Raw genomic sequence first — 23,851 nt, 5'->3', positions numbered from 1 at the left:
TCACCTCACCGCCATCGCGTCGGAGAGCGTGTCGTAGATGACGCCGCCGCTGACCGCCGCGCTGCCGAACCAGCTGGCCGAGCGGACCTCGGCCATCGCCTCGCGTCGGCGCTCCGGGGTGAGGCGCTGCAGGAACAGCACCCCGTCCAGGTGGTCGGTCTCATGCTGGACGGCGCGGGCGAGAATGCCCTCGGCCTCGAAGCTGACGGGCGCGCCGTGCACGTCGACACCGCGCGCCCGGACGCGGGCGAACCGCTCGGTGGGCAGGGAGACCCCGGGGATGGACAGGCAGCCCTCGTTGACGTGGGTCTTCTCCTCGCCGATCGGCTCCCACTCGGGATTGACCAGGTGACCCTCCCGCCCGCCGCAGCTGTAGACGAACACACGGGTGGACAACCCGATCTGGGGCGCCGCGAGCCCGGCACCCTCCTCGCGCGCGACGGTGTCCATGAGGTCCGCCACGGTGCGTGCCAGCCTGTCGTCGAAGGAGGTGACGGGGTCGGCGGGGGTCCGGAGGACCGGGTCCCCGAAGAGCCGGACGGGATGGACGGGCATGCGTATCGGGTCTCCTGGCAGGCGTCGGTGCTGAACGGCCATTCTAGGCGCTCCGTCGGCGTGCGCCGTCGTCGGCGGTCGGCCGGACCTTCGGCAGACCGGTCAACCGATGTGGACCGGGTCCAGCCGCACCCGGACGGGGTGGGTGTGGCGGCGTCCGGAGCGTCGGAGGACCAGTGCCCGGAGCTCTGCCGCGACCTCGGCGAGGACGGGCGGGGGCACCCGGAACAGCACCCGCTCCGGGTCCTCCACCTCGTCATGACCGGGGAGCTCCTCCCCGGCGGGCAGATCCACCGGACCCAGGACCTCGACACTGTCCGTGAGGCGGAAGTCCTCGAGGACCTCGGCGAGCGCAGCGGCCGGCCCGTCGACCGCGATCATGTGCACCGCCGGCGGGAACCCGACCTCGGCGCGGTCCGCGAGTTCGCGCTCCGCCCAGCCCTGGGGATCCCACCGGACCAGCGCCTGGGCGACCGCGGACTCGGACTCGGCGGACAGGAACACCCTGCCCCCCTCGTCGGCGGGACGGACGAGACCGGCTGCCCCGATCCACAGGCGCAGGGCGTGCTGGACGGCCCGCAGGTCGGGTCGGCCGAGGAGCGCCCACGAGTCCAGGAGCAGTGCGGCCCCGTACCCGCCCTCGGCGACCGGTTCCGCTCCCGGGGTGGTCACGATGATCGCCGGGCTCGCGGGCACGGTGTCCAGGATCTCCCCTCCCCCGCTCGTGCGGATCCGGACACCGGGGAACATCCTCCCCAGTTCCTCCGCCGTACGGCCGGCCCCCACGACGCCGGCCCGCAGCGCCCGCGATCCGCAGGCCACGCAGCGGAAGCTCGGCTCGGGGGCCCCGCACCACCCGCACGCCAGCTCCACCGGCCCGTGGACCTCGTCCATCCGCCCGGCGCGGAGCGGGCCGTTGCACCGGCGACACCGCGCCGGGGTCCGGCACGACCCACAGAGCAGCGTGGGGATGTACCCCTTGCGGGGCACCTGTACGAGGACCGGGGCGTCCACGTCGATCGCCTCCCGGGCCATCGTCAACGCCACGGCGGGCAGCCGCGTGCGGCCCCCCGCGACGTCGCGGGCCTGCACAGGGTCGGCGTCGGTCACGGCGACCACGCGGGGCGCGAGCTCGCGGGTCAGTCCGGGGCGCGGGCGGATCTCGTGCGCCCACCCGGAGCGGACGTACTCGGCGACCTCGGGGGTCCGGTCCACCGACGACAGCAGCAGGGGTACGCCCTCGAGGGCCGATCGCTGTGCGGCGACGTCACGCGTGTGGGGATACGGGGCACGCGGCTCGACGAACGAGTCGTCCCCGTCGTCGTGCAGCACGATGAGCCCGAGTTCGGGCAGGGGGGCGAAGACCGCGCTCCGGGTGCCCACGACGATCCGGGCGTGGCCGCGGATCGCCCGCAACCAGCGTCGGTACCGGGCGGACGGCCCGACCCCGGCGGACAGATCCGTGACGAGGTCCCGACCGGCCGCGCCGCCGCCGACGACCTCCCGACAGGCCGCGGTGAGGCGGTCGACGTCCCGCTGGTCCGGGACGACCAGGAGGACCTGGAGCCCACGACGACGCAGTGAGTCGGCGAGGGTCGCCAGGGCACCGGCCCAGTCCCGGCCCGGTGGGACCGTCCACACCCCGCGGGCGGGGACGGCGCCGGTCGCTGCCTCGAGGAACCTCGCGACCATCGGGTGGTCGCCCCACCCCTCCGGCATCTCTACCGGCCCCACCGACACCCCCAGAGGCGGCCCCGGTTCGGGAACGGACTTCTCGGCGGCGGCATGGCGCGGCGGGATCGCCAACCGGATCACGTCCGAGCGCATACCCACCCACCGCCGTGCGACCAGGTCGACCAACCGGAGCAGGTCCGGGGTGAGGACGGGCTCGGGTGACACGACCCGCTCGAGCCAGGCGAGTTCCCCCTGGTGATCGGTCTGCGCGCGCCGCTCGACGAGGAAACCGTCGACCAACCGGCCGGCGAACCTCACCCGCACCCGCACGCCCGGGGCCGCCTCGGCGGAGAGTGACTCGGGGACCAGGTAGTCGAACTCCCGGTCGAGATGGAAGACCCCGAGCAACGGCAGGACCCGGGCCACGGGGGAATCTGCCGCCGCGACCCGGGTCGCTGGGCGCGTGGTGGTCACGTCCGGAATACTCGCACCCCGCTACGACACACGGGGCGGCAGCGTCAGAGTCCGGCGGCCTGCTTGAGTTCGTCGACGCGGTCGGTGCGCTCCCAGGGCAGGTCGATGTCGGTGCGGCCGAAGTGTCCGTAGGCGGCCGTGGGGGCGTAGATCGGGCGCTTGAGGTCCAGGTCGCGGATGATCGCACCGGGCCGCAGGTCGAACACCTCGGTCACCGCCTGCTGGAGTCGGTCGATGTCGACCTTCTCGGTGCCGAACGCCTCGACGAACAGTCCGACCGGGGCGGCCTTGCCGATGGCGTAGGCGACCTGGACCTCGACGCGCTCGGCCAGGCCGGCGGCGACGATGTTCTTGGCGACCCAGCGCATGGCGTAGGCGGCGGAGCGGTCCACCTTGGACGGGTCCTTGCCGGAGAAGGCGCCGCCACCGTGGCGGGCCATGCCGCCGTAGGTGTCGACGATGATCTTGCGTCCGGTCAGGCCGGCGTCGCCCATCGGGCCGCCGAGGACGAACCGGCCGGTCGGGTTGACCAGCAGCCGGAAGTCGGCGGTGTCGATCCCACCGGCGGCCTCGGCCAGGACCGGGTCGATCACGTGCTGCGTGAGGTCGTCGCGCAGGGTGGTCTCCAGGTCGATGCCGTCGGCGTGCTGGGTGGAGATGACGATGGTGTCCAGCCGGACCGCGCGGTCGCCGTCGTACTCGATGGTGACCTGGGTCTTGCCGTCCGGGCGCAGGTAGGCCAGCGTGCCGTCCTTGCGGACCTCGGTCAGCCGCCGCGAGAGGCGGTGGGCCAGCGCGATGGGCAGCGGCATGAGCTCGGGGGTGTCCGAGCAGGCGTAGCCGAACATCAGGCCCTGGTCGCCGGCGCCCTGGCGGGCGATGGCGTCCTCAACCGAGTCCGTGGAGGTGCGGGCCTCGTGGGAGGTGTCCACGCCCTGGGCGATCTCCGGCGACTGCTGCCCGATGGAGATCGAGACGCCACAGGAGACGCCGTCGAAGCCCTTGTCCGAGGAGTCGTATCCGATCTCGACGATCTTGTCGCGGATGAGCTGCGGGATCTCCACGTAACCGGTGGTCTTGACCTCGCCGGCCACGTGGACCATGCCGGTGGTGACCATCGTCTCCACGGCCACCCGGGCCGCCGGGTCCTGCTCCAGCATCGCGTCCAGGATCGAATCTGAGATCGCGTCACAGATCTTGTCCGGATGCCCCTCGGTCACGGACTCGCTGGTGAACAGCCGACGTGCCTGCGTCACAGTGGTTCTCTCTTCCATGGTGGGATCGCGTGTGATCGTTGCCGATCGCGTGGGGACAGACTAGTCGGTGCGGTCTGCGTCACTCCGCCCGGTCCGCCCGCGAGCGATCCCCACGATCGCGTCGAGTAGACGGTCGGCCAGGAGGTCCTTGCTGGCGCGCTCGAGGGCCGTCTCGCCGCCGCCCGAGTCGAGGATCCAGCCGCCGTTGACGTCCTGTCCGAAGGTGGTGTCCCGTCCCACCTCGTTGACGACGAGGAGGTCGCACCCCTTCCGGGCGAGCTTGGCGCGGCCGTGCTCGAGGACCGTGCCCGACGCGTCCCCGGTCTCGGCGGCGAAACCCACGAGCACGCAGTCGGCCGGGACGTCCCCCGCCGCACGCGCGGAGACCAGGTCGGCGAGGATGTCTGGGTTCCGCCGGAGGCGGATTACCGCGGGCTCCGATCCGCTGCCCTTCTTGAGCTTGGAATCGGAGACGTCGGACGGCCGGAAGTCGGCGACGGCGGCGGCCTTGACGACCACGTCCGCCCGCGCGGCTGCGCGCAGCGTCTGCTCCCGCAGTTCGAGGGCGGACTCGATGTGGACGACCTCGACCGCGGGCGGGGTGGGCAGATCGGAGGATGTCACCAGGGTCACCCTGGCTCCCCGGGCGGCAGCGACCGCCGCGATCGAGTGGCCCTGCTTGCCCGAGCTGCGGTTACCGAGGAAGCGCACGGGATCGATTTCTTCGCGGGTACCTCCGGAGGTGACGACGATGCGCGTGTCGGCGAGGTCCCACGGCAGTGATCCGCCGTCGAGGAGGAGCCGGGCCAACCGCGCGATGTCGGGGGGCTCCGGTAGTCGCCCCGCGCCGGTGTCGGCGCCGGTGAGCCGGCCGGACGCCGGCGGCATGACGTGGATGCCGTCGCCTCGGAGGGTGTCGACGTTGCGACGCGTCGCGGGGTGCTCCCACATCTCGGTGTGCATGGCCGGGGCGAGGAGCACCGGACACCGCGCGGTGAGGAGTGTGGAGGTGAGGAGATCGTCGGCGCGCCCGCTCGCCGCGCGGGCCAGCAGGTCCGCGGTGGCGGGAGCGACGACGACGAGGTCCGCCCGTTGCCCGAGGGCGACGTGGCGGACCGAGGGCACGTCCGAGAACACCCCGGTGGACACCGGGTTCCCGGACAGCGCCTCGAAGGTGGCGGACCCGACGAATCGCAGGGCCGCCTCTGTGGGGACGACGTCGACGTGGCATCCGGACTCGGTGAGCAACCGGATGAGGCCACATGCTTTGTAGGCGGCGATCCCGCCGCCGACTCCGACGACGACGCGCGGGCTGCGCATGTCGTCCCCGGAGGGGCTCACTCGCCCTCGGCGCAATCGAGCAGGTCGGAGTGCAGCTCACGCAGCGCGATGGTGAGGGGCTTCTCGTGCAGCCCCGGGTCGACCAGCGGGCCGACGTACTCGAGGATGCCCTCCTCGATCTGGTTGTAGTACGAGTTGATCTGGCGCGCGCGCTTGGCGGCGAAGATCACGAGTGCGTACTTCGAGGACGCCCGCTCGAGCAGCTCGTCGATCGGGGGGTTCGTGATGCCGATCGGGGTGTCGTACAGCGGGGTGGCCGCTGCGGCTTCGGTGGTGGCCACTATGGGTTCTCCTCTGGGGTACTGCCTGGGGTCGGTGTCGTCGATGACACCCTGGTGACGCTTGGCTCGCCGCTAGTCGCGGCCGACCAGCAATGATACCAACTCGTCCACGGCCTTTTCGAGTTCGTCGTTGACGACGACCTCGTCGAACTCTCCGCGGGCCTCCATCTCGACCTTCGCGGTCTCGAGTCGGCGGCCCACCACGTCCTGCGGTTCGGTGCCCCGGCCACGCAGCCGGACCTCGAGTTCCTCCCACGACGGCGGGGCGAGGAACACGGTCCTGCCCTCCGGGATCGACTCGCGGATCTGGCGCACCCCGGCGAGGTCCACCTCGATGAGGACCGGTCGTCCCGCCTCGAGCGCGCGGTGCACCGGATCGGCGGGGGTCCCGGAGAGCTGCAGTCCGCGGTGGATCTCCGCCCACTCCAACATCCGACCCTCGGATACCGCTTTCCGGAAGTCCTCGGTGGACACGAAGTAGTAGTCGCGGCCGTCGACCTCCCCGGGCCGCGGGTCCCGTGTGGTCATCGACACGCTGAAGTAGAGGTCGGGGACGCACTCGCGGAGACGGGCGACGACGGTTGATTTCCCGACGGCGGAGGGGCCGGCCAAGACGATCAGCCGGCCCCTCTTCGCCGTCGTCTCCGGGGTGGCCCCGGATGACGGTGTGTTCATGCGTCGATCAGTCGACCGTGAAGTCGAACCGCTCGAGCAGTGCGCGACGCTGGCGGTCACCGAGACCACGCAGACGACGCGTCGGCGCGATCTCGAGCTCGGTCATGATCTCCTGAGCCTTGACCTTGCCGACCTTGGGCAGGGCCTCGAGCAGCGCCGAGACCTTCATCTTGCCGAGGATCTCGTCGCTCTCGGCATCCTTGAGCACCTGCTTGAGGTCGGTGCCGCCACGCTTCAGGCGCTCCTTGAGCTCAGCCCGGGCGCGACGGGCGGCAGCCGCCTTCTCCAGAGCAGCAGCGCGCTGCTCATCGGTCAACTGGGGAAGGGCCACAATTCCTCCGTCTCGTTCGTGTGTGTCTCATGACTCACGCGGATGTCCACCGTAGGACACCCCCGCCTGGTGTGCGGTGACCGGCCCCGGCGCGTCCGCGGGCTGCGGAACACCTCCGGGAGCGGGCGCTCCCTCGTGCTCACCGTACCCGGGCGGTTCCGCCGCCCCCGAGGGAGACTTCCACGGCTCCGGGCCTGATGACCTCAGCAACAGTACGCGGCCGACCGGCCGGGTACCAGACGGGGTCCCGCTGTGGCACCCCGTCTGATCTGCGAATTGACGGTTCGAGGTTGTATCGCACCCTAGCGCCGCCCGTCCCGGGGCGCGACGTGAACCGCCCGATTCCCGCGAGTCCGGAGGTCGGTGGCCGTGTCCGGTGGGACGCCGGTACACCCGAGTGGGACCTGGCCACTCACGAGTCGTCGGCGAACCTGTACCGTGCGGCCAGTTCGACGACCGTCGCGCGCATCGCCCCCACGTCGGGGCCCGCCCGCAGCACGTGCCGGGAGACGTTCACGAGCGTGTCCGGAAGCGCGGGACCGGCGATGCGCACCACGTCGTCGAGGGTGCCCCCCTGCTCCCCCACCCCCGGCATCAGGACGGGCCCGCGGAGGCCGCCGAGGTCCGGCGGGTCGGCGACCGTGGCACCCACGACCACCCCGAAGGACCCGGGCGCGTCCGCTCCGGCGCCCGCGTTCCGGCGGGACACCTCGTCCACGACCGTCTGCGCGACGGTCCCGGAGCCGCCCACGGACGCCTGCAGCGCGGAGGCCTCCGGGTTGGAGGTCCGGGCGAGGACGAACAGGCCCCGGCCGGAGGAGGCCGCCGTCTCGAACGCCGCGTCCAGTGCGCCCACCCCGAGGTACGGGGACACCGTGAGCGCGTCGCAGGCCAGCGGGGACCCGTCCCGCAGCCACGCGCGGGCGTACCCGGCCATGGTGGAGCCGATGTCGCCGCGTTTGGCGTCGGCCACCGACAGCGCCCCGCGCTCGCCGATCGCGCCCAGCAGCTCCTCCAGGACCCGGAACCCGGCGGACCCGTACTCCTCGAAGAACGCCACCTGGGGTTTGACCGCGGGGACCAGGTCCCCGAATGCCTCGAGCGACCGCCGCGAGAACTCCGCCACACCGGCCGCGTCGACGCCCAGGCCCCACGCCTCCAGCAGCGCCGGGTGGGGGTCGATGCCCACGCAGAGGTTGCCCCGCTCGGCGACCGCCCTGCGCAGGCGGGCGCCGAACGGGGCCGCGGTAGTCGTCACCGCGCCGCGTACCCGGCGTGCAGCTCCTGCAGGGGGCTGACGCTGACGTCGCCGCGCAGCATGGCCTCGATCCCGTGGACCGCCGCGGTGGCGCCCTGGACGGTGGTCACGCAGGGCACGCGGCGGGAGATCGCCGCGGAGCGGATCTCGTGGCCGTCGGCACGGGTGCCCCCGGTCGACGAGGCGATGTTGAGGATGAGGTCCACCTCGTCGGCGTTGATTCGGTCGACGATCGTGCGGATCGGCCGGCCGTCCTCGTAGACCGGGCCGGTGCCGGACTCGGTCAGCTTGGCCACGGTCTCGCAGGCGATGCCGTACCGGCGGAGCATGAGCGCGGTGCCCTCGGTGGCCAGCACCGTGAACCCGAGCGCCGCCAGCCGCTGGGCCGGGAACACCATCGACCGCTTGTCCCGGTTGGCCACCGAGACGAACACCGTGCCCGACAGCGGTAGCACGCCGTCGGCGGACAGCTGGCCCTTGGCGAAGGCCACGGCGAAGTCCGGGCCGATGCCCATGACCTCACCCGTGGACTTCATCTCCGGGCTGAGCAGGGACTCCACGGTGTCGCCCTCTGGGGTGCGGAACCGGTTGAACGGCAGCACCGCCTCCTTGACGGCGACGGGGGCGTCCGCGGGCAGGGAGCCGCCGTCCCGGTCGGACGGGAGCAGCCCCTCCGCGCGCAGGTCGGCGATCGACTCGCCCAGCATGATGCGGGCACACGCCTTGGCAAGGTGCACACCGGTCGCCTTGGACACGAAGGGCACCGTCCGGCTGGCCCGGGGGTTGGCCTCGAGGACGTAGAGCACGTCGTCCTTGAGGGCGTACTGCACGTTCATCAGGCCCTTGACGCCGATGCCCATGGCCAGCGCCTCGCTGGAGCGGCGGACCCTGTCGATGTCGTCCTGCCCGAGGGTGATCGGCGGCAGCGTGCAGGCGGAGTCGCCGGAGTGGATGCCGGCCTCCTCGATGTGCTCCATGACGCCGCCCAGGTACACCTCGGTGCCGTCGCACAGGACGTCGACGTCGATCTCCACGGCGTCGTCGAGGAAGCGGTCCACCAGCACCGGTCGGTCCGGGCTGATCTCGGTGGCGCGGTCGATGTACGAGCGCAGGGAGCCCTCGTCGTAGACGATCTCCATGCCCCGGCCGCCCAGCACGTAGGACGGGCGCACCAGGACCGGGTACCCGATGTCGGCGGCGATGGCGGTGGCCTCGTCGGCGTTGATCGCGGTGCCGAACGCCGGGGCCGGCAGCCCCGCCCGGACCAGCACCTCACCGAACTCGCGGCGGTCCTCGGCCAGGTCGATCGCGGACGGGCTGGTGCCCACGATGGGCACGCCGGCGGCCTCGAGCTGCGCGGCCAGCCCCAGCGGGGTCTGGCCACCGAGCTGCACCAGCACCCCGGCGACCGTGCCGGACTCGGACTCGGCGTGGTAGACCTCCATGACGTCCTCGAACGTCAGGGGCTCGAAGTACAGCCGGTCGGCCGTGTCGTAGTCGGTCGAGACCGTCTCCGGGTTGCAGTTGACCATGACCGTCTCGTACCCGGCCTCGGACAGCGTCAGGGCGGCGTGCACGCAGGAGTAGTCGAACTCGATGCCCTGGCCGATGCGGTTGGGCCCGGAACCGAGGATGATCACCTTCTCGCGCTCGGTCTGCGGGGCGACCTCGGACTCGGCGGCGGGGTCGAGCTCGTAGGTCGAGTAGTGGTACGGGGTCTTGGCCTCGAACTCCGCGGCACACGTGTCGACCGTCTTGTAGACGGGCCGGATCCCCAGCCGGTGGCGCAGGCGCTGCACGCCCTCGGCACCGGCGAACTCGGGCCGGAGGGCGGCGATCTGCGCGTCCGACAGACCGTTGTGCTTGGCCCGACGCAGCAGGTCCGCGCCCAGCACGGCGGCGTCGACGATCTCGCGGCGCAGGTCCACGAGCTCGGCCACCTCCTCGAGGAACCACGGGTCGATGCCGGAGGCCTCGTGGACCTGCTGGACCGTCGCCCCCAGGCGCAGCGCCAGCTCGACGTCGTACATCCGGCCCTCGGTCGGACGGACCAGGTCGGCGAGCACCGCATCCACGTCGGTGGAGCGCCCGGGTGCGATGGTCTCGTCGGGCAGGGTCCAGAATCCCGAGGCTTTGGTCTCCAGCGACCGCATGACCTTGCCGAGGGCCTCCCGGTAGTTGCGCCCCAGGCTCATGGCCTCGCCCACCGACTTCATGGTGGTGGTGAGGGTGTCGTCGGCACCCGGGAACTTCTCGAAGGCGAACCGGGGCGCCTTGACCACCACGTAGTCGAGGGTCGGCTCGAAGCACGCGGGGGTTTCGCCGGTGATGTCGTTGGTGATCTCGTCGAGCGAGTACCCGATGGCCAGCCGTGCGGCGATCTTGGCGATCGGGAAGCCGGTGGCCTTGGAGGCCAGCGCGGAGGACCGCGAGACCCGGGGGTTCATCTCGATCACGACCAGGCGGCCGTCGACGGGGTTGATGGCGAACTGGATGTTGCAGCCACCGGTGTCCACGCCCACGGCGCGGATGATCGCGATGCCCAGGTCGCGCATGTTCTGGAACTCGCGGTCGGTCAGCGTCATCGACGGCGCGACGGTGACGGAGTCGCCGGTGTGCACACCCAGGGCGTCCACGTTCTCGATCGAGCAGATCACGACGACGTTGTCCTTGTTGTCGCGCATCAGCTCGAGCTCGTACTCCTTCCACCCGAGGATGGACTCCTCGATGAGAACGTTCGCGGTCGGCGAGGCGGACAGCCCGCCGCCGGCGATGCGCTCGAGGTCCTCGGTGGTGTAGGCCAGACCCGAGCCGAGGCCGCCCATGGTGAAGGAGGGCCGGACCACGACCGGCAGCCCCAGCTCGGCGACGGTGGCATGGACCTCCTCCATCGTGTGGCAGACGGCGCTGCGGGCCGACTCGCCGCCGACGCTGGCCACGATGTCCTTGAAGGTCTGCCGGTCCTCGCCGCGGTTGATGGCGGGGATGTCCGCGCCGATGAGTTCGACCCCGTGCTTGTCGAGGAGCCCCTGGGCGTCCAGCTGCATGGCCGCGTTCAGCGCGGTCTGCCCACCGAGGGTCGCGAGCACCGCGTCCACGGGGTGGCCGTCGGCGGCCTCCTTGGTCAGGATCTTGTCGATGAACTCGGGCGTGATGGGCTCGACGTAGGTGGCGTCGGCGAACTCCGGGTCGGTCATGATCGTGGCCGGGTTGGAGTTGACCAGGGTCACACGCAGGCCCTCGGACTTGAGCACGCGGCACGCCTGGGTGCCCGAGTAGTCGAACTCGCAGGCCTGGCCGATGACGATCGGCCCGGAGCCGATGACGAGGACGTGGTTGATGTCTGTGCGCCGGGGCATCAGTTCGAACCCTTTCTGGAGTCTGCGGAGCCGAGGTCGGAGGATTCGAGCAGGCTGACGAAGCGGTCGAAGAGGTCGGCGGCGTCCCGGGGGCCCGCCGCGGATTCGGGGTGGTACTGGACGGAGAAGGCGCTGCCGTCGACCAGGGCGACGCCCTCGACGGTGCCGTCGTTGGCGCACACGTGGGTCACGGCGGCCGTGCCCCACGGGGTCTGCCAGGTGTCACCTTCCGGGGCGCGCAGCGCGAACCCGTGGTTCTGGGAGGTGATGGCCACGGCGCCGGTGGCCTTCTCGATCACCGGGATGTTGATGCCGCGGTGCCCGAACTGCATCTTGTAGGTCTCCAGCCCCAGAGCCCGGCCGAGGATCTGGTTTCCGAAGCAGATGCCGAAGAAGGGGATCCCCTGGCCCAGCACCTCCTTGGTGAGGTGTACCGCGTGGTCGGCCGTCGCCGGGTCGCCCGGACCGTTGGACAGGAACACCCCGTCGACGCCGAGGTCGAGGATGTCCTGCAGCGTCGAGTCGGCGGGCAGGACGTGGACGCGGACCCCACGCTCGGTGAGCATCCGGGGGGTGTTGGTCTTGATCCCCAGGTCCAGCGCGGCGATCGTGTAGGACGCCTCGCCCTCCGGCTCCACCACGTAGGCCTCGCGCGTGGAGACCTCGTCGGACAACGACGCGCCGGCCATGGACTCCTGGGCCCGGACCGCGGTGAGCATGGTCTCGTCGTCGGTCAGGTCGTCGCCCGAGAAGATCCCGGCCTTCATGGCCCCGAGCTCCCGGATGTGGCGGACCACGGCGCGCGTGTCGATACCGGCGATGCCGACCACGCCCTGGGCGGCCATCTCGTCTTCGAGGCTGCGGCTGGACCGGTGGTTGGAGGGCTGTCGCGACAGGTCGCGGATCACGAAGCCGGAGACCCAGATCCGGCCCCCGCGGGCCTCACCGTCGAGGAGGGACTCGCCGTCCTCGTCGTTCCAGCCGGTGTTGCCGATCTGCGGCGCGGTGGCCACGACGATCTGCCGGCAGTAGGAGGGGTCGGTGAGGGTCTCCTGGTAGCCGGACATGCCGGTGGTGAACACGGCCTCCCCGAGGGTGGTCCCGGTCGCACCGAAGGAGGTGCCGCGGTGGATGCGTCCGTCCTCGAGGACGAGCGCGGCGGGTTGCGGGCCCGCCTGCGGCGCGGGCGTGGTGCTGTGCGGTGTCACTGGTTCTCCTCGGTGGTGGAGCTGGAGTCGGTGGGCGTGTCGGAGGGGTCGGCGTCTCCGCGCAGCGCCTCCCAGCGGGGGTAGGTGTCCTTGTCGTCCGCCCGGAAACCGGAGTCGACGAGCGTTCGGCCGTCGGTGCCCGTCACCTGCCATCGCGCGACGAGGATGCCGCCGCCGGGCACGGTCTTGTTGGCCAGCGCCGAGGCGCGGCGCACGTCGACGAGGTCGGCGCGGGGGATCCACACGACGGCGTCGGCCAGCTCGAGGCGTATGCCGCCGGTGTGGGCGGTCAGGGTGCCGGCGGAGCGGTGGCCGAGGGGCGGGCGGGCGATCCGGGCCTGCCAGTCCCCCGCGACGGTGCTGCCGATGTACACACCGGTCAGCGGCCCCAGGACGATCTCGCCCGGGTCGGCGGGCGGGGTGGGGAGCTCGTCGAAGAGCCCGGCCTGGGACCGGCTACGGTTCCGCCATCCCAGCGTCATCAGACCGATCAGCGCGAGCAGCACGGCGATGACGATGATGACGGTCCAGTAGTCCTGGGTCATGCGAGTACCTCTCCGTCGCGGGTGGTCAGGCGGCCCCGGTACACGGTGCCGACGACCCTGGCCGCGAATGTCATTCCCTCGTAGGGGGTGTTGGCGGACAGACTTGCGAGCGCGTCGCCGACGACGGTCCACGGGGAGTCGGGGTCGACGACGACGAGGTTCGCGGGCTCCCCTACGGCGATCGGTCGCCCCTGGTCCGACAGGCCGGCGATCTCGGCGGGCCGGGTGCTCATGACACGGGCGAGGTCCCGCCAGGTCATGTCCCCGGTCTCGACCAGCAGGGCGGCGACGATCGGCAGGGCGGTCTCGAGTCCGAGCATGCCCGGCCGGGCGGCGGCGAACTCGCAGCACTTCTCCTGCGCGGCGTGCGGGGCGTGGTCGGTGGCGACGCAGTCGATCACGCCGGACCTCAGCGCCTCGCGCAGCGCGAGGGTGTCGTGTGCCTCGCGCAGGGGCGGGTTGACCCGGTAGACACCGTCGTAGGTCTCGAGCCGGGAGTCGTCGAGGAGCAGGTGGTGCGGGGTGACCTCGGCGGTGATCGAGATCCCCTGGTCCTTGGCCCACCGCAGCAGTTCGACGGTGCCGGTCGTGGAGGCGTGGCAGATGTGCACGCGGGCGCCGGCGTCGCGGGCCAGGATCGCGTCCCGGGCGACGATCGATTCCTCCGCCGACCGCGGCCATCCGGTCAGTCCCAGGCGTGCGGCGTGGGGCCCCTCGTGGGCCACGGCGCCGCCGGTCAGTCGGGGTTCCTCGGCGTGCTGGGCGACGAGGACGCCCAATCCGGCCGAGTACTCCAGGGCTCGACGCATCACCAGCGGGTCGTGGACGCACATCCCGTCGTCGGAGAACACCCTGACGCGGGCCTCCCCCGCGGCCATCTGCCCCATCTCGGTGAGCTGCTCACCCTGGAGACCCACGGTGACGGCGCCGACGGGGTGCACGTCGCACAGTCCGACCTCGCGGCCGATCCGCCAGACCGAGTCGGTCACCGTCTGGTTGTCCTGCGGGGGTTGGGTGTTGGCCATGGCGAACACCGCCGTGTACCCCCCGCGGGCCGCGGCGGCAGAACCCGAGGCGATGGTCTCGGTGTCCTCGCGACCGGGTTCACGCAGGTGGGTGTGCAGGTCGACGAACCCCGGCAGCAGCACGGCGTCGTCCGCATCGAGGACCTCGGTGCCCGGCGCGGACAGGTCCACGGACCCGCCCGCGTCCGGACCGATCGCGGCGACGACGCCGTCGCGGACGAGGACGTCGACCGGGTCGCCCTCGCCGTAGGGACGCACCCGCCGTAGCAACAGGGTCGGTGTGTGGGGGGCGCTCACTCAGGGGTTCCTTCCGCCGTGACGAGAGTGTGGAGCAGGACCGACATGCGCACGTGCACGCCGTTGGTGACCTGCTGGAGGATCGCGGAGGACGGCGCGTCGGCGGTGTCGAAGCCGATCTCCATCCCACGGACCATCGGACCCGGGTGCAGGACCACGACGTCGTCGCGGAGCCGGGCGGCGCGCGTCGGCCCGAGCCCGTAGCGCACCGCGTATTCGCGGGCGGACGGGAAGAACCCACCGTTCATCCGCTCGGCCTGGACGCGCAGCATCATGACGGCGTCCGCACCGTCCAACTCCGCGTCGAGGTCGGTCGACGCGCGGACCGGCCAGCCGTCGACTCCCACCGGGAGCAGGGTCGGCGGGGCGACGAGGACCACCTCGGCGCCCAACGTGGACAGCAACAGGGCGTTGGACCGGGCGACGCGCGAGTGCAGGATGTCCCCGACGATCACCACCCGGCGTCCGTCTATCCCGCCGAGGCGTTCACGCAGGGTCATGGCGTCGAGCAGGGCCTGGGTGGGGTGCTCGTGCATCCCGTCACCGGCGTTGATGACCGACGGGCCGACGCCACCCGGCGCGACCCACCCGGCGATCTGCTGAGCGGACCCGGAGGCGGGGTGACGCACGATGAGGGCGTCCGCGCCGATGGCGGTCAGGGTGAGCGCCGTGTCGCGCAACGACTCGCCCTTCTGGACCGAGGAGGCGCTGGCGGAGACGTTGATGACGTCCGCGCTCATCCACTTGCCGGCCGTCTCGAACGACACCCGCGTGCGGGTGGAGTTCTCGTAGAACACGGTGAGGACGGTCTTGCCCCGCAGTGTCGGCAACTTGCGGACCTCGCGACCGAGGAGCGTCTCCTTGAGTCGTTCCGCCTCGTCGAGGATGGACAGGGCCGAGTCGCGGTCGAGGTCGGCGGCCGAGAGCAGGTGCTTCATCTCGTCCTCTCCGCGTCCGGACGCCGCAGGACCACGGCGTCGACCCCGTCGACCTCGGTGAGCCGGACGGACACTCCCTCGTCGCGGGAGGTGGGGACGTTCTTGCCCACGTAGTCGGCCCGGATCGGCAGTTCACGATGCCCGCGGTCGACCAGCACGGCGAGCTGGACCCGCGCCGGTCGACCGAGGTCGCGCAGGGCGTCGAACGCCGCGCGGATGGTCCGGCCCGAGAACAGGACGTCATCCACGAGGATCACCGTCGCGCCGTCGATCCCGGCCGACGGGACCCGCGTGGGGTTCATCGGCCGGTGCGGGCCTCCGGCGAGGTCGTCGCGGTAGAGCGTGACGTCGAGGGCCCCGGCGTGGACGTCCGCGCCGCTGAACTCACGGATCCTCTCGGCGAGTCGGGCGGCGAGCGGCACCCCGCGGGTGGGGATTCCGAGCAGCACCACGGGGCCCGAATCGGGCGCGTCCGCAGCAGTGCGTTCGATGATCTGATGTGCCAGGCGGGACACCGTCCTGGCGACGTCGTCGGACGTGAAGAGTGACACCGAGTTCTCTTGCGAACCGTCAGCGCTCACCGATCACCACCTCCTTGTCCGCCTCGCTGGACGGCTCGTTAAAGGGATAGCTTTCGGTCCCGAACTCTATCAGTCCGCGGTGTCCGTTCCGGGATCGGCGGATGTGGCCTCCGACACGTCTCCGGGCACGTCGCCGGCGGCCTCGGAGGCAACGTCGGCGGACGGGGTGTCCAGGCCCGCCACGGCCCGCTCGGCGGCCCTGATGTGCTGGGCCAGGCCGGCCACGCGGTCGAGGACCGCGTTGACGTACGGAACCGACTTCTCCGCGGACAGGTCGGACACCAGTAGGACCGCCTGGTCGATCACGACGGCGGCGTCCACCTCGTCCGAGCCGAAGAGCAGTTCCCACGCACCGGCGCGCAGGACCGCGCGGTCGACGGCGGGCAGCCGCTCCAGCGTCCACTCCCTCAGGTGCTCGGTGATGGTGGAGTCGAGGCGGTCGAGCCGCTCGGCGACGCCGGTGACGATCTCCATCGTGTAGGGCGCGACGTCGTGGAACTCCTGGGAGTCCTCGCCCATCTGCCGACGCTCCTCGGCGAGCGCCACCACGTCCGCGTCACGTAGCTCCGCCTCGAACAGCAGCGAGACCGCGCGCCTGCGCGCCCGGTAGCGTGATCCGCGACGGCGGTGGTCGACGTCTTCCGACATGATCAGTCGTTCACCCGGCTGAGGTAGCGGCCGTCACGGGTGTCGATGCGCAGCTTGTCGCCGGTGTTGATGAACAGCGGCACCTGGACCTCGGCACCCGTCTCGAGGGTCGCCGGCTTGGTGCCACCGGTCGAACGGTCGCCCTGCAGGCCCGGGTCGGTGTGCTGGACCAGCAGGTCGACGGCGACCGGCATCTCGGCGAACAGCGGGACACCCTCGTGGATGGAGACCTGGACCGAGGTGTTCTCGAGCAGGAAGCGGGCACCGTCACCCATCACGGTCGGCGTGACGTTGATCTGCTCGAAGTCCTTCTCGTCCATGAGGACGTAGTCCTCGCCGTCGCGGTAGAGGAAGGTCATGTCGCGCCGGTCGACGGTCGCGGTCTCCACCTTCACGCCGGCACTGAACGTCTTGTCGATGGTCTTGCCGCTGACCACGTTCTTCATCTTGGTCCGCACGAATGCGGGGCCCTTGCCGGGCTTGACGTGCTGGAACTCGGTGATCTGCCAGAGTTGGCCCTCCTCCTTGAGGACGAGGCCGTTCTTGAAATCGGCGGTGGACGCCATAGTCGGTACTCCTTCGGGAAGTCGTCCGCGCCGCAGCCGGGGGCGGCGTCGCGCGCATGATCGTGGGTCGGATCCTCAGAGCACCCTGAGGTCCTTCGACGTGGTGGTCAGGGACCGTCCGCCACCGCCGGTGACGGCCACGGTGTCCTCGATTCGGATCCCGCCGAGGCCCGGGAGGTAGATCCCCGGCTCGATGGTGATCACATCGCCGTCGGACAGTGTACTCGTGGACCGGGTCGACACCGCGGGCGCTTCGTGCACGTCCAACCCCACCCCGTGCCCCAGCGAGTGGCCGAAGTGGTCGCCGAACCCGGCGTCGGTGATGATGTCGCGGCTGACGGCGTCGAGCTCGGCGCACGGGACGCCGGCGCGGACGGCCTCGACCCCCGCGATCTGAGCTCGGCGGACGACCTCGTAGGCCTCCACCAGACGGTCCGGGGCGGTCCCCAACGCGACCGTGCGGGTGCAGTCGGACGCGTACCCCGAGACCGTGGCTCCGAAGTCCACCACCACCAGGTCGCCCTCGGCCAGGACCCGGTCCCCGGGAACGTGGTGCGGGTGCGCTCCGTTGGGTCCGGAGGCCACGATCGTCTCGAACGCCACGCCGTCCGAACCGGCCCGCCGCATCGCGTGCTCCAGGTCCGCCGCGACCTCTCGTTCGGTCCGACCGGCCGCCACCAGGTCGCTGCCCAGCACGTGGGTCCACGCCTCGTCGACCACCGTGCACGCCCTGGCGATGAGGGCGAGCTCGTCGGGATCCTTGGCGCGGCGCACCGTCTCCACCAGCCCGCTGGTCTCCACTATCCGGGCGTCCGCTCCCCCGGTCGCCGCGAGCGCACGGCGCAGTCCGGCGGCCGCGGACAGGGTCAGCTGATCGGCCTCGACGGCGAGCGGGGCGTCGGCGGGTCCGCGACGACGACCGAGGACGCCGGCGACGTACTCGCGCGAGATCACGTGGCCCACGTCCGGGGCCTGCTCGACGACCTGGAGTTCGTAGCGGGAATCCGTGCAGAGGACCGCCTCGCCGTCGTCCTCCACCAGGACGGCCCCACCCGACCCGGAGAACCCGGTCAGGTAGGCGATGTTCCGTGGATCGGTCACCAACAGGGCGTCGGCACCGACGTCGGCGAGGGCGGCGGCGACGGCGCGGCGACGTGGGGCGAGACGCTCGATCACAGCAGGATCCCCCCGCCGCTGGGCTTGCGGCCCTCCGAGATGGTGGCGTACGCCGCCGTCATGAGCGACGGGTCCGGGGCCTCCATGCGCGACGGGCGGGCCAGTCCGTCCAGCACGACAAGGCGCAGGAAACCCGAGTGGTTCTTCTTGTCGCCGGCCATCAGTTCGAGCAACCGCGGGAAGGCGTCCTCGTCGTACCCGGTGGGAAGTCCGAGGGACGCCAGGACGGAGGCGTGACGGTCCGCCGTCGCGTCGTCCAGTCGGCCCGCCAGCCTGGCGAGCTCGGCGACGAAGCACATCCCGACGCTGATCGCCGCGCCGTGACGCCACCGGTACTGCTCGCGACGCTCCACGGCGTGGCCGAGGGTGTGGCCGTAGTTGAGGATCTCCCGCAGGCCGGACTCCTTGAGGTCCTGGCCGACCACGTCGGCCTTGACCTGCACGCTGCGGCGGATGAGCTCGACGATCGTCTCGCCGCCCGGATCGAGCGCCGCAGCGGGATCCGCCTCGATGAGGTCGAGGATCTCCGGGTCGGCGATGAAGCCGCACTTGACCACCTCGGCCATTCCGGAGACCAACTCGTTGTGCGGGACGGTCTCGAGCGTCGCGGTGTCGATGAACACGGCGGCGGGCTCGTGGAAGCAGCCCACCAGGTTCTTCCCGGCATCGGTGTTGATTCCGGTCTTGCCACCGACCGCGGCGTCGACCATCGCCAGCAGGGTGGTGGGGATGTGTACGACCCGGACGCCACGCATCCAGGTGGCGGCGACGAAGCCGGCGAGGTCGGTGGCCGCGCCCCCGCCGAGGCTCACGACGGTGTCCTTGCGGTTCAACCCGATCTGGCCCAGGACGTCCCAGCAGTACCCGGCGACGGCGAGGTCCTTGCCGGCCTCGGCGTCCGGGATCTCGATCCGGTGGGCGTCGATGCCGGCGTCGGCGAGCTTCTCGCGGAGCGCCTCGGCGGTCTGGGCCAGCGGCGGTTGGTAGAAGATCGCCACGGTTCGCGAGGACGAACACGCCTCGAGGATCTCCGGGAGCAGGCCCCGGCCGATGACCACGGGGTACGGGTCCGCGGCGCGCACCTCCACGACGACGGGCTCGGTGGTGTTCTCGTCCTGGTTCATCTGCTGCTCCCGCTCATCGCTCGTGTCGCACTCGTGTCGCTACGCGTCTGGTCGTCACTCATCTCCGAACGCCGCCCCGCAGGTGCGGGTCGCCGGAGTGGAGCCTGTCGACGATGTCCGTCACCACCTTGCCCGAACTGCGCCGCTCGGTGCTCACGGTGGTCCAGGCGACCTCCCGGTACAGCGGCGAGCGTTCGGTCAGCAGTGCCTGGTACCGGGCTGTGACGTCGCCCCCGGCCAACAGCGGGCGACCCGGACCCTGGGATCGGCGCACCCCCTCGGCCACCCCGATCGTGAGGTGGACGACCCGGTGGCCTCGCAGGCGTCGCCGGGTCACCGCCGACAGGACCGCCCCGCCCCCCAGGGACAGGACGCCGTCGAACGACGTGAGCGCGTCACCGATGATCCGCTCCTCGATCTCGCGGAAGTGCGGCTCGCCGTCGGTGGCGAAGATCTCGGGGATGGACCGGCCCTCGGCCTCCTCGATGAGGTGGTCGGCGTCGCGGAACGGCACGTCGAGCCGCCGGGCGAGCTTGCGGCCGATGGTCGTCTTGCCGGCACCGGGTGGTCCCACGAGCACGGCGACCGGCCGTGCCGGCTCGCTCATGCCTCGTCCGTCGCCCAGTCCAGCCGCTCGGCGACCGCGTCGAGGTATCCGCCGACGTTCCGGCGGGTCTCCGCCAGCGAGTCGCCACCGAATTTCTGCAGGACCGCGCGGGCCAGCACGAGGGCGACCATCGACTCCGCGACGACGCCCGCCGCCGGAACCGCACACACGTCCGACCGCTGGTGGATGGCGGTGGCCGCGGATCCGTCCTCCATGTCCACCGTGCTCAGCGCACGGGGCACCGTGGAGATGGGCTTCATCGCTGCCCGTACCCGCAGGGGCTGACCGTTGGTCATGCCGCCCTCCAGGCCCCCGGCCCGGTTGCTACGACGCTCGACGCCGTCGTCACCGCGGACCATCTCGTCGTGGGCGACGCTGCCACGGCGGCGCGCGGTCTCGAAGCCGTCCCCCACCTCGACACCCTTGATGGCCTGGATGCCCATGAGGGCGCCGGCGAGCTGTGCGTCGAGACGATCGTCGCCGGACACGTGGGAGCCGAGACCGATCGGGAGGCCGTGGACGACCACCTCGACGACGCCCCCGAGGGTGTCCCCGGCCTTCTTCGCGGCCTCGATCTCGGCGATCATCGACTCCGCGGCGGCGGCATCGAAGGCCCGCACAGGGCTGGCGTCGATGTCCTCGAGGTCCGCGAACCCGGGCTCGGGTCCGACGTACGGCTCGGACGCACCGATGGAGATGACGTGCGAGAGGACCTCGACGCCGAGGACGTCCCGCAGCACCGCACGGGCGACCGTCCCGGCCGCGACGCGGGCGGCGGTCTCCCGGGCGCTCGCGCGCTCGAGGACCATCCGGGCGTCGTCGAAGTCGTACTTGAGCATCCCGGAGAAGTCGGCGTGACCGGGCCGCGGGCGGGTCAGGCGGGCGGCGCGGGCCTTGTCGTCGATCGCCTCCGGGTCGACGGGGTCCGCCGACATGATCTGCTCCCACTTGGGCCACTCGGTGTTGCCGACCTCGATCGCCACCGGCGATCCCATGGTCCGGCCGTGGCGGACGCCGCCGAGGACCCGGACGGCGTCCGCCTCGAACTTCATCCGCGCCCCGCGGCCGTAGCCCAGGCGACGGCGCGCGAGTTGCGAGGCGATCTCGTCGCTCGTCACCTCGACCCCGGCGATCACGCCCTCGACGATCGTCACCAGGGCCTGGCCGTGCGATTCTCCGGCAGTGGTCCACTTCAGCACGTCGCCGATCATCCCACGTCGGGGTACGGCCCGGCACATCAGGCCCGGGTCGTCGCGGACCGCCGCGCCCGCGAGGCGACGACGGCCCGGTGCGGGGTGTCACCGGTGAGACGCCGGAACGCGTGAATGAAGCTCGAGGCCTCGGCATACCCCAGACGCAACGCGACGTCCTCCACCGACAGCAGACCGGTCGCCAGCATCCGCCTGGCAAGTTCCAGCCGGACGTCGTCGAGAAGCCGCTGGAACGACGTGCCCTCGTCCGACAGGTGCCTGCGCAGGGTCCGGGAACTGACCCCCAGTCCGGCGGCCACCGAGGACATGGAGGCCCCCTGCGTGAGACGACCGGCGATCTCGACGCGGACCCGGCTGCTCACCGGCCCCCGGGTCCGGCGGGTGGCGGCCAGGTCGCGGCACATGGCCTCGGCCACCGTCACCGCCGCCGGGCTCCCCTGTGGGAGCGGTTCGTCGAGGCGGTCGGCGTCGAAGACCATCGTGACGCCGGCGCCGTGGTCGGACTCCGACGGTATGAGGCCGAGCCGTTCCCCGTATGCGGTCAGGGTCCCGGATGACCGCCCCCCACCGAAGGAGATGTCGGTGAACGGGACACCTCCGGGGACGAGCTCGCCGAGGACGGAGTGGATCGCGAACAGGTCGCGGTCCACGAGGAACTCGCGGACGTCGTCCGGGAGCGCGGTGTCCTCCAGACGCACCACGATCCTGTCCCCCGTCGACTCCACACCGATCGTGCTGAAGATGTAGCTCAAGTCGATGAAGCGGAGCGTCACGGCGATCACGTCGCGGAGCGTCGGGCTCGACAGCAGGGCGTATCCGAAGATCCCGAAGGTGGTCAACCGGTAGGTGGCGCCCACCTCGGCGGCGAGGGCGGGCCGGTCGCCCGCGGCGGCGCGGAGGTTGCGGATCGCGGTCAGTTCCTGGTCCGGCGTCACGAGTAGATCGGGGGTGGCGAGGTCGGCCGGGGAGAGCGCGATCCCCTGCAGGACCCGGCCGGCCTCCACGCCGAGCCGGTCCCCGGCCTCGACGAGCACGCCGATCCCGATGGCCGAGCGGGGGAAGTCCCAGTGTGGGACCGCGGGGTCGTCCCAGGTGGTCATGTCCGGAATTATGGATTATTCGTCCGTGAATGTCTGCGGCCACGCGGGGCCGGGGCACTACCGTCACGACATGACCTCTTCCTCCTCCCCCGGGACCCGGCGGCGACGACCGCGCGTGATCATCATCGGAGCCGGATTCGGTGGCCTCGGCGCCGCCTACCAGCTCACCCGTGACGGCCTGGCCGAGGTGACGATCCTGGAGAAGGCCGACGACGTCGGAGGGGTGTGGCGGGACAACACCTACCCCGGAGCGGCCTGCGACGTCCCGTCGAACCTCTACTCGTACTCCTTCCACCGCAGGACGGACTGGGGCCGTCGCTACGCCGAGCAACCCGACATCCTGTCCTACATCCGGGAGACCGCCGACAGGTACGGCCTGCGCGAACTCGTGCGCACCGGCATCGAGGTGACCTCCGCGGAGTTCGACGACGACAGCGCCACGTGGACGGTACACACCGCCTCCGGCGAGTCGTTCGAGGCCGAGGTGCTCGTGCCCGCGGTGGGTCAGTTGTCCCGTCCGGCCTACCCGGACATCCCCGGGTCGGAGACGTTCGCCGGCCCGTCGTTCCACTCGGCCGAGTGGCGGCACGATGTCGATCTGACCGGTAAGCGGGTCGCGGTACTCGGCACCGGGGCCTCGGCCATCCAGTTCGTCCCCCGCATCCGCGAGGTGGCCGCGCACGTGACCGTCTACCAACGCTCGGCGCCGTGGGTGGTGCCCAAGCCGGACCGCGCCTACACGGACGCCCACCGGGCGGCGTTCGCCCGTGTGCCCGGCCTCATGACCGCGATGCGCGGCACGATCTGGGAGACGACGGAGGTCATCGGCCTGGCACTGACCTCCGCGCGGCCGCTCGCCAGGATCCTCGGCGGGCTCGCCCGCGCCAATCTGCGGCTCACCGTCCGCGACCCCCGGTTGCGCGAGGCCCTCACCCCGACGGAACCGATCGGGTGCAAGCGGATGCTGTTCAGCAACCAGTGGTACCCCGCACTCGCGCAGCCGAACGTCGACGTGGTGACCGACACCGTCGCCGAGGTCGTCCCCGAGGGGATCGTCACCGCGGACGGACGGATGCGCCCCGTCGATGTCGTGGTGTACGGCACGGGTTTCCGGGCCACCGACTTCCTGGCACCGATCACCGTGCGTGGACGCGGCGGTCGGGACCTGCACGAGCAGTGGCGAGAGGGTGCGCGCGCGTATCTCGGGATGGCCGTGCCGGGCTTCCCCAACATGTTCGTGATCTACGGACCCAACACCAATCTCGGGAGCAGCTCGATCATCCTCATGATCGAACAGCAGGCGAGGTACATCCGCCAGGTGGTCGAGGAACTGGCTCGGGCGGATCGGACGGTGGCCGTGGACGTCCGTCGCGAGGTGCACGAGGCCTACGACGACGAGATCATGCGCCGCCTCGGTGCGTCGGTGTGGAGCGGCTGCGACTCCTGGTACAAGGCGGACTCAGGCCGCATTACGACGAACTGGCCGGGGCTGGTGCACGAGTACCAGCGTCGCACCCGGACCGCGGACCCGGCCGACTTCGAGACGGTCGCCCCCCGTCGCGCCACGGAGCCCTCGGGCATCTGACCGATCATCCGGCCGTGCGACTCCGGCACGGTGGGC

Annotated in this window: 22 protein-coding genes; 1 reads left to right on the top strand and 21 read right to left on the bottom strand. The window is 71.4% G+C overall.

The features are described from left to right. From def to CK206_RS02330, 21 genes are all read right to left on the bottom strand, one after another. On the bottom strand, positions 1-555 hold the full coding sequence (gene def, locus CK206_RS02430; protein WP_096905431.1) for a peptide deformylase: 555 nt from the start codon (positions 553-555) through the stop codon (positions 1-3). A 102-nt stretch (positions 556-657) separates the two neighbouring features. Continuing rightward, positions 658-2,703, bottom strand: coding sequence for a primosomal protein N' (locus tag CK206_RS02425; RefSeq protein ID WP_096905430.1), 2,046 nt, complete (start codon positions 2,701-2,703; stop codon positions 658-660). A 44-nt stretch (positions 2,704-2,747) separates the two neighbouring features. Beyond that, entirely contained in the window at positions 2,748-3,977 is a 1,230-nt protein-coding gene (metK, locus tag CK206_RS02420; RefSeq protein WP_096905429.1) for a methionine adenosyltransferase, read from the bottom strand. A gap of 42 nt (positions 3,978-4,019) precedes the next feature. Next, positions 4,020-5,300: a bifunctional phosphopantothenoylcysteine decarboxylase/phosphopantothenate--cysteine ligase CoaBC gene (gene coaBC, locus CK206_RS02415; protein ID WP_254050457.1), complete on the bottom strand. Its 1,281-nt coding sequence runs from the start codon at positions 5,298-5,300 to the stop codon at positions 4,020-4,022. Beyond that, positions 5,297-5,581: a DNA-directed RNA polymerase subunit omega gene (gene rpoZ, locus CK206_RS02410; RefSeq protein ID WP_061228655.1), complete on the bottom strand. Its 285-nt coding sequence runs from the start codon at positions 5,579-5,581 to the stop codon at positions 5,297-5,299. Before rpoZ ends, coaBC begins: the two co-directional genes overlap by 4 nt. Positions 5,582-5,653: 72 nt before the next feature. Further along, the gene (gene gmk, locus CK206_RS02405) at positions 5,654-6,256 is read right to left on the bottom strand and encodes a guanylate kinase (protein WP_096905428.1); all 603 of its coding nucleotides are present in this window, start codon (positions 6,254-6,256) and stop codon (positions 5,654-5,656) included. A 7-nt stretch (positions 6,257-6,263) separates the two neighbouring features. Then, a complete protein-coding gene (mihF, locus tag CK206_RS02400) occupies positions 6,264-6,587 on the bottom strand; it encodes an integration host factor, actinobacterial type (RefSeq protein ID WP_007631925.1) in 324 nt (107 codons plus the stop codon). 412 nt (positions 6,588-6,999) lie between these two features. After that, positions 7,000-7,845, bottom strand: a complete 846-nt coding sequence (gene pyrF, locus CK206_RS02395) for an orotidine-5'-phosphate decarboxylase (RefSeq protein WP_096905427.1) — start codon at positions 7,843-7,845, stop codon at positions 7,000-7,002. Continuing rightward, complete coding sequence (carB, locus tag CK206_RS02390; RefSeq protein WP_096905426.1) at positions 7,842-11,204, bottom strand: carbamoyl-phosphate synthase large subunit; 3,363 nt, start codon at positions 11,202-11,204, stop codon at positions 7,842-7,844. The genes pyrF and carB overlap by 4 nt, the downstream gene beginning before the upstream one ends. Continuing rightward, positions 11,204-12,412, bottom strand: a complete 1,209-nt coding sequence (gene carA, locus CK206_RS02385) for a glutamine-hydrolyzing carbamoyl-phosphate synthase small subunit (RefSeq protein WP_067717951.1) — start codon at positions 12,410-12,412, stop codon at positions 11,204-11,206. Before carA ends, carB begins: the two co-directional genes overlap by 1 nt. Further along, on the bottom strand, positions 12,409-12,957 hold the full coding sequence (locus CK206_RS02380; RefSeq protein ID WP_067717949.1) for a hypothetical protein: 549 nt from the start codon (positions 12,955-12,957) through the stop codon (positions 12,409-12,411). The genes carA and CK206_RS02380 overlap by 4 nt, the downstream gene beginning before the upstream one ends. Continuing rightward, positions 12,954-14,279: a dihydroorotase gene (locus CK206_RS02375; protein ID WP_069389336.1), complete on the bottom strand. Its 1,326-nt coding sequence runs from the start codon at positions 14,277-14,279 to the stop codon at positions 12,954-12,956. Before CK206_RS02375 ends, CK206_RS02380 begins: the two co-directional genes overlap by 4 nt. Further along, the gene (locus CK206_RS02370) at positions 14,276-15,217 is read right to left on the bottom strand and encodes an aspartate carbamoyltransferase catalytic subunit (protein ID WP_067717943.1); all 942 of its coding nucleotides are present in this window, start codon (positions 15,215-15,217) and stop codon (positions 14,276-14,278) included. The genes CK206_RS02375 and CK206_RS02370 overlap by 4 nt, the downstream gene beginning before the upstream one ends. After that, positions 15,214-15,798 carry a bifunctional pyr operon transcriptional regulator/uracil phosphoribosyltransferase PyrR gene (pyrR, locus tag CK206_RS02365; protein WP_067717941.1) on the bottom strand — a complete coding sequence of 195 codons (585 nt, stop codon included), beginning with the start codon at positions 15,796-15,798 and terminating at the stop codon, positions 15,214-15,216. The genes CK206_RS02370 and pyrR overlap by 4 nt, the downstream gene beginning before the upstream one ends. Before the next feature lie 69 nt (positions 15,799-15,867). Then, entirely contained in the window at positions 15,868-16,446 is a 579-nt protein-coding gene (nusB, locus tag CK206_RS02360; protein WP_096905425.1) for a transcription antitermination factor NusB, read from the bottom strand. 2 nt (positions 16,447-16,448) lie between these two features. After that, on the bottom strand, positions 16,449-17,012 hold the full coding sequence (efp, locus tag CK206_RS02355; RefSeq protein ID WP_067717936.1) for an elongation factor P: 564 nt from the start codon (positions 17,010-17,012) through the stop codon (positions 16,449-16,451). A 75-nt stretch (positions 17,013-17,087) separates the two neighbouring features. Then, complete coding sequence (locus CK206_RS02350; RefSeq protein ID WP_096905424.1) at positions 17,088-18,188, bottom strand: aminopeptidase P family protein; 1,101 nt, start codon at positions 18,186-18,188, stop codon at positions 17,088-17,090. Next, positions 18,185-19,312 carry a 3-dehydroquinate synthase gene (gene aroB / locus CK206_RS02345; protein WP_067717930.1) on the bottom strand — a complete coding sequence of 376 codons (1,128 nt, stop codon included), beginning with the start codon at positions 19,310-19,312 and terminating at the stop codon, positions 18,185-18,187. Before aroB ends, CK206_RS02350 begins: the two co-directional genes overlap by 4 nt. Before the next feature lie 58 nt (positions 19,313-19,370). Beyond that, entirely contained in the window at positions 19,371-19,919 is a 549-nt protein-coding gene (locus CK206_RS02340) for a shikimate kinase (protein ID WP_096905423.1), read from the bottom strand. Continuing rightward, positions 19,916-21,130, bottom strand: coding sequence for a chorismate synthase (gene aroC, locus CK206_RS02335; RefSeq protein WP_096905422.1), 1,215 nt, complete (start codon positions 21,128-21,130; stop codon positions 19,916-19,918). The genes CK206_RS02340 and aroC overlap by 4 nt, the downstream gene beginning before the upstream one ends. A 26-nt stretch (positions 21,131-21,156) precedes the next feature. Continuing rightward, positions 21,157-22,230, bottom strand: coding sequence for an AraC family transcriptional regulator (locus tag CK206_RS02330; RefSeq protein WP_096905421.1), 1,074 nt, complete (start codon positions 22,228-22,230; stop codon positions 21,157-21,159). Between the two features lie 70 nt (positions 22,231-22,300). Between CK206_RS02330 and CK206_RS02325 the strand changes: the two genes are divergently transcribed. After that, positions 22,301-23,815, top strand: coding sequence for an NAD(P)/FAD-dependent oxidoreductase (locus CK206_RS02325; RefSeq protein WP_096905420.1), 1,515 nt, complete (start codon positions 22,301-22,303; stop codon positions 23,813-23,815). Positions 23,816-23,851: the final 36 nt, after the last annotated feature.

The sequence above is a fragment of the Dietzia sp. WMMA184 genome, assembly GCF_002441635.1.
Lineage (GTDB): Bacteria > Actinomycetota > Actinomycetes > Mycobacteriales > Mycobacteriaceae > Dietzia > Dietzia kunjamensis.
The sequence above is the reverse complement of the archived record's forward strand: the minus strand, read 5'-3'. Positions and strand labels throughout refer to the sequence as shown.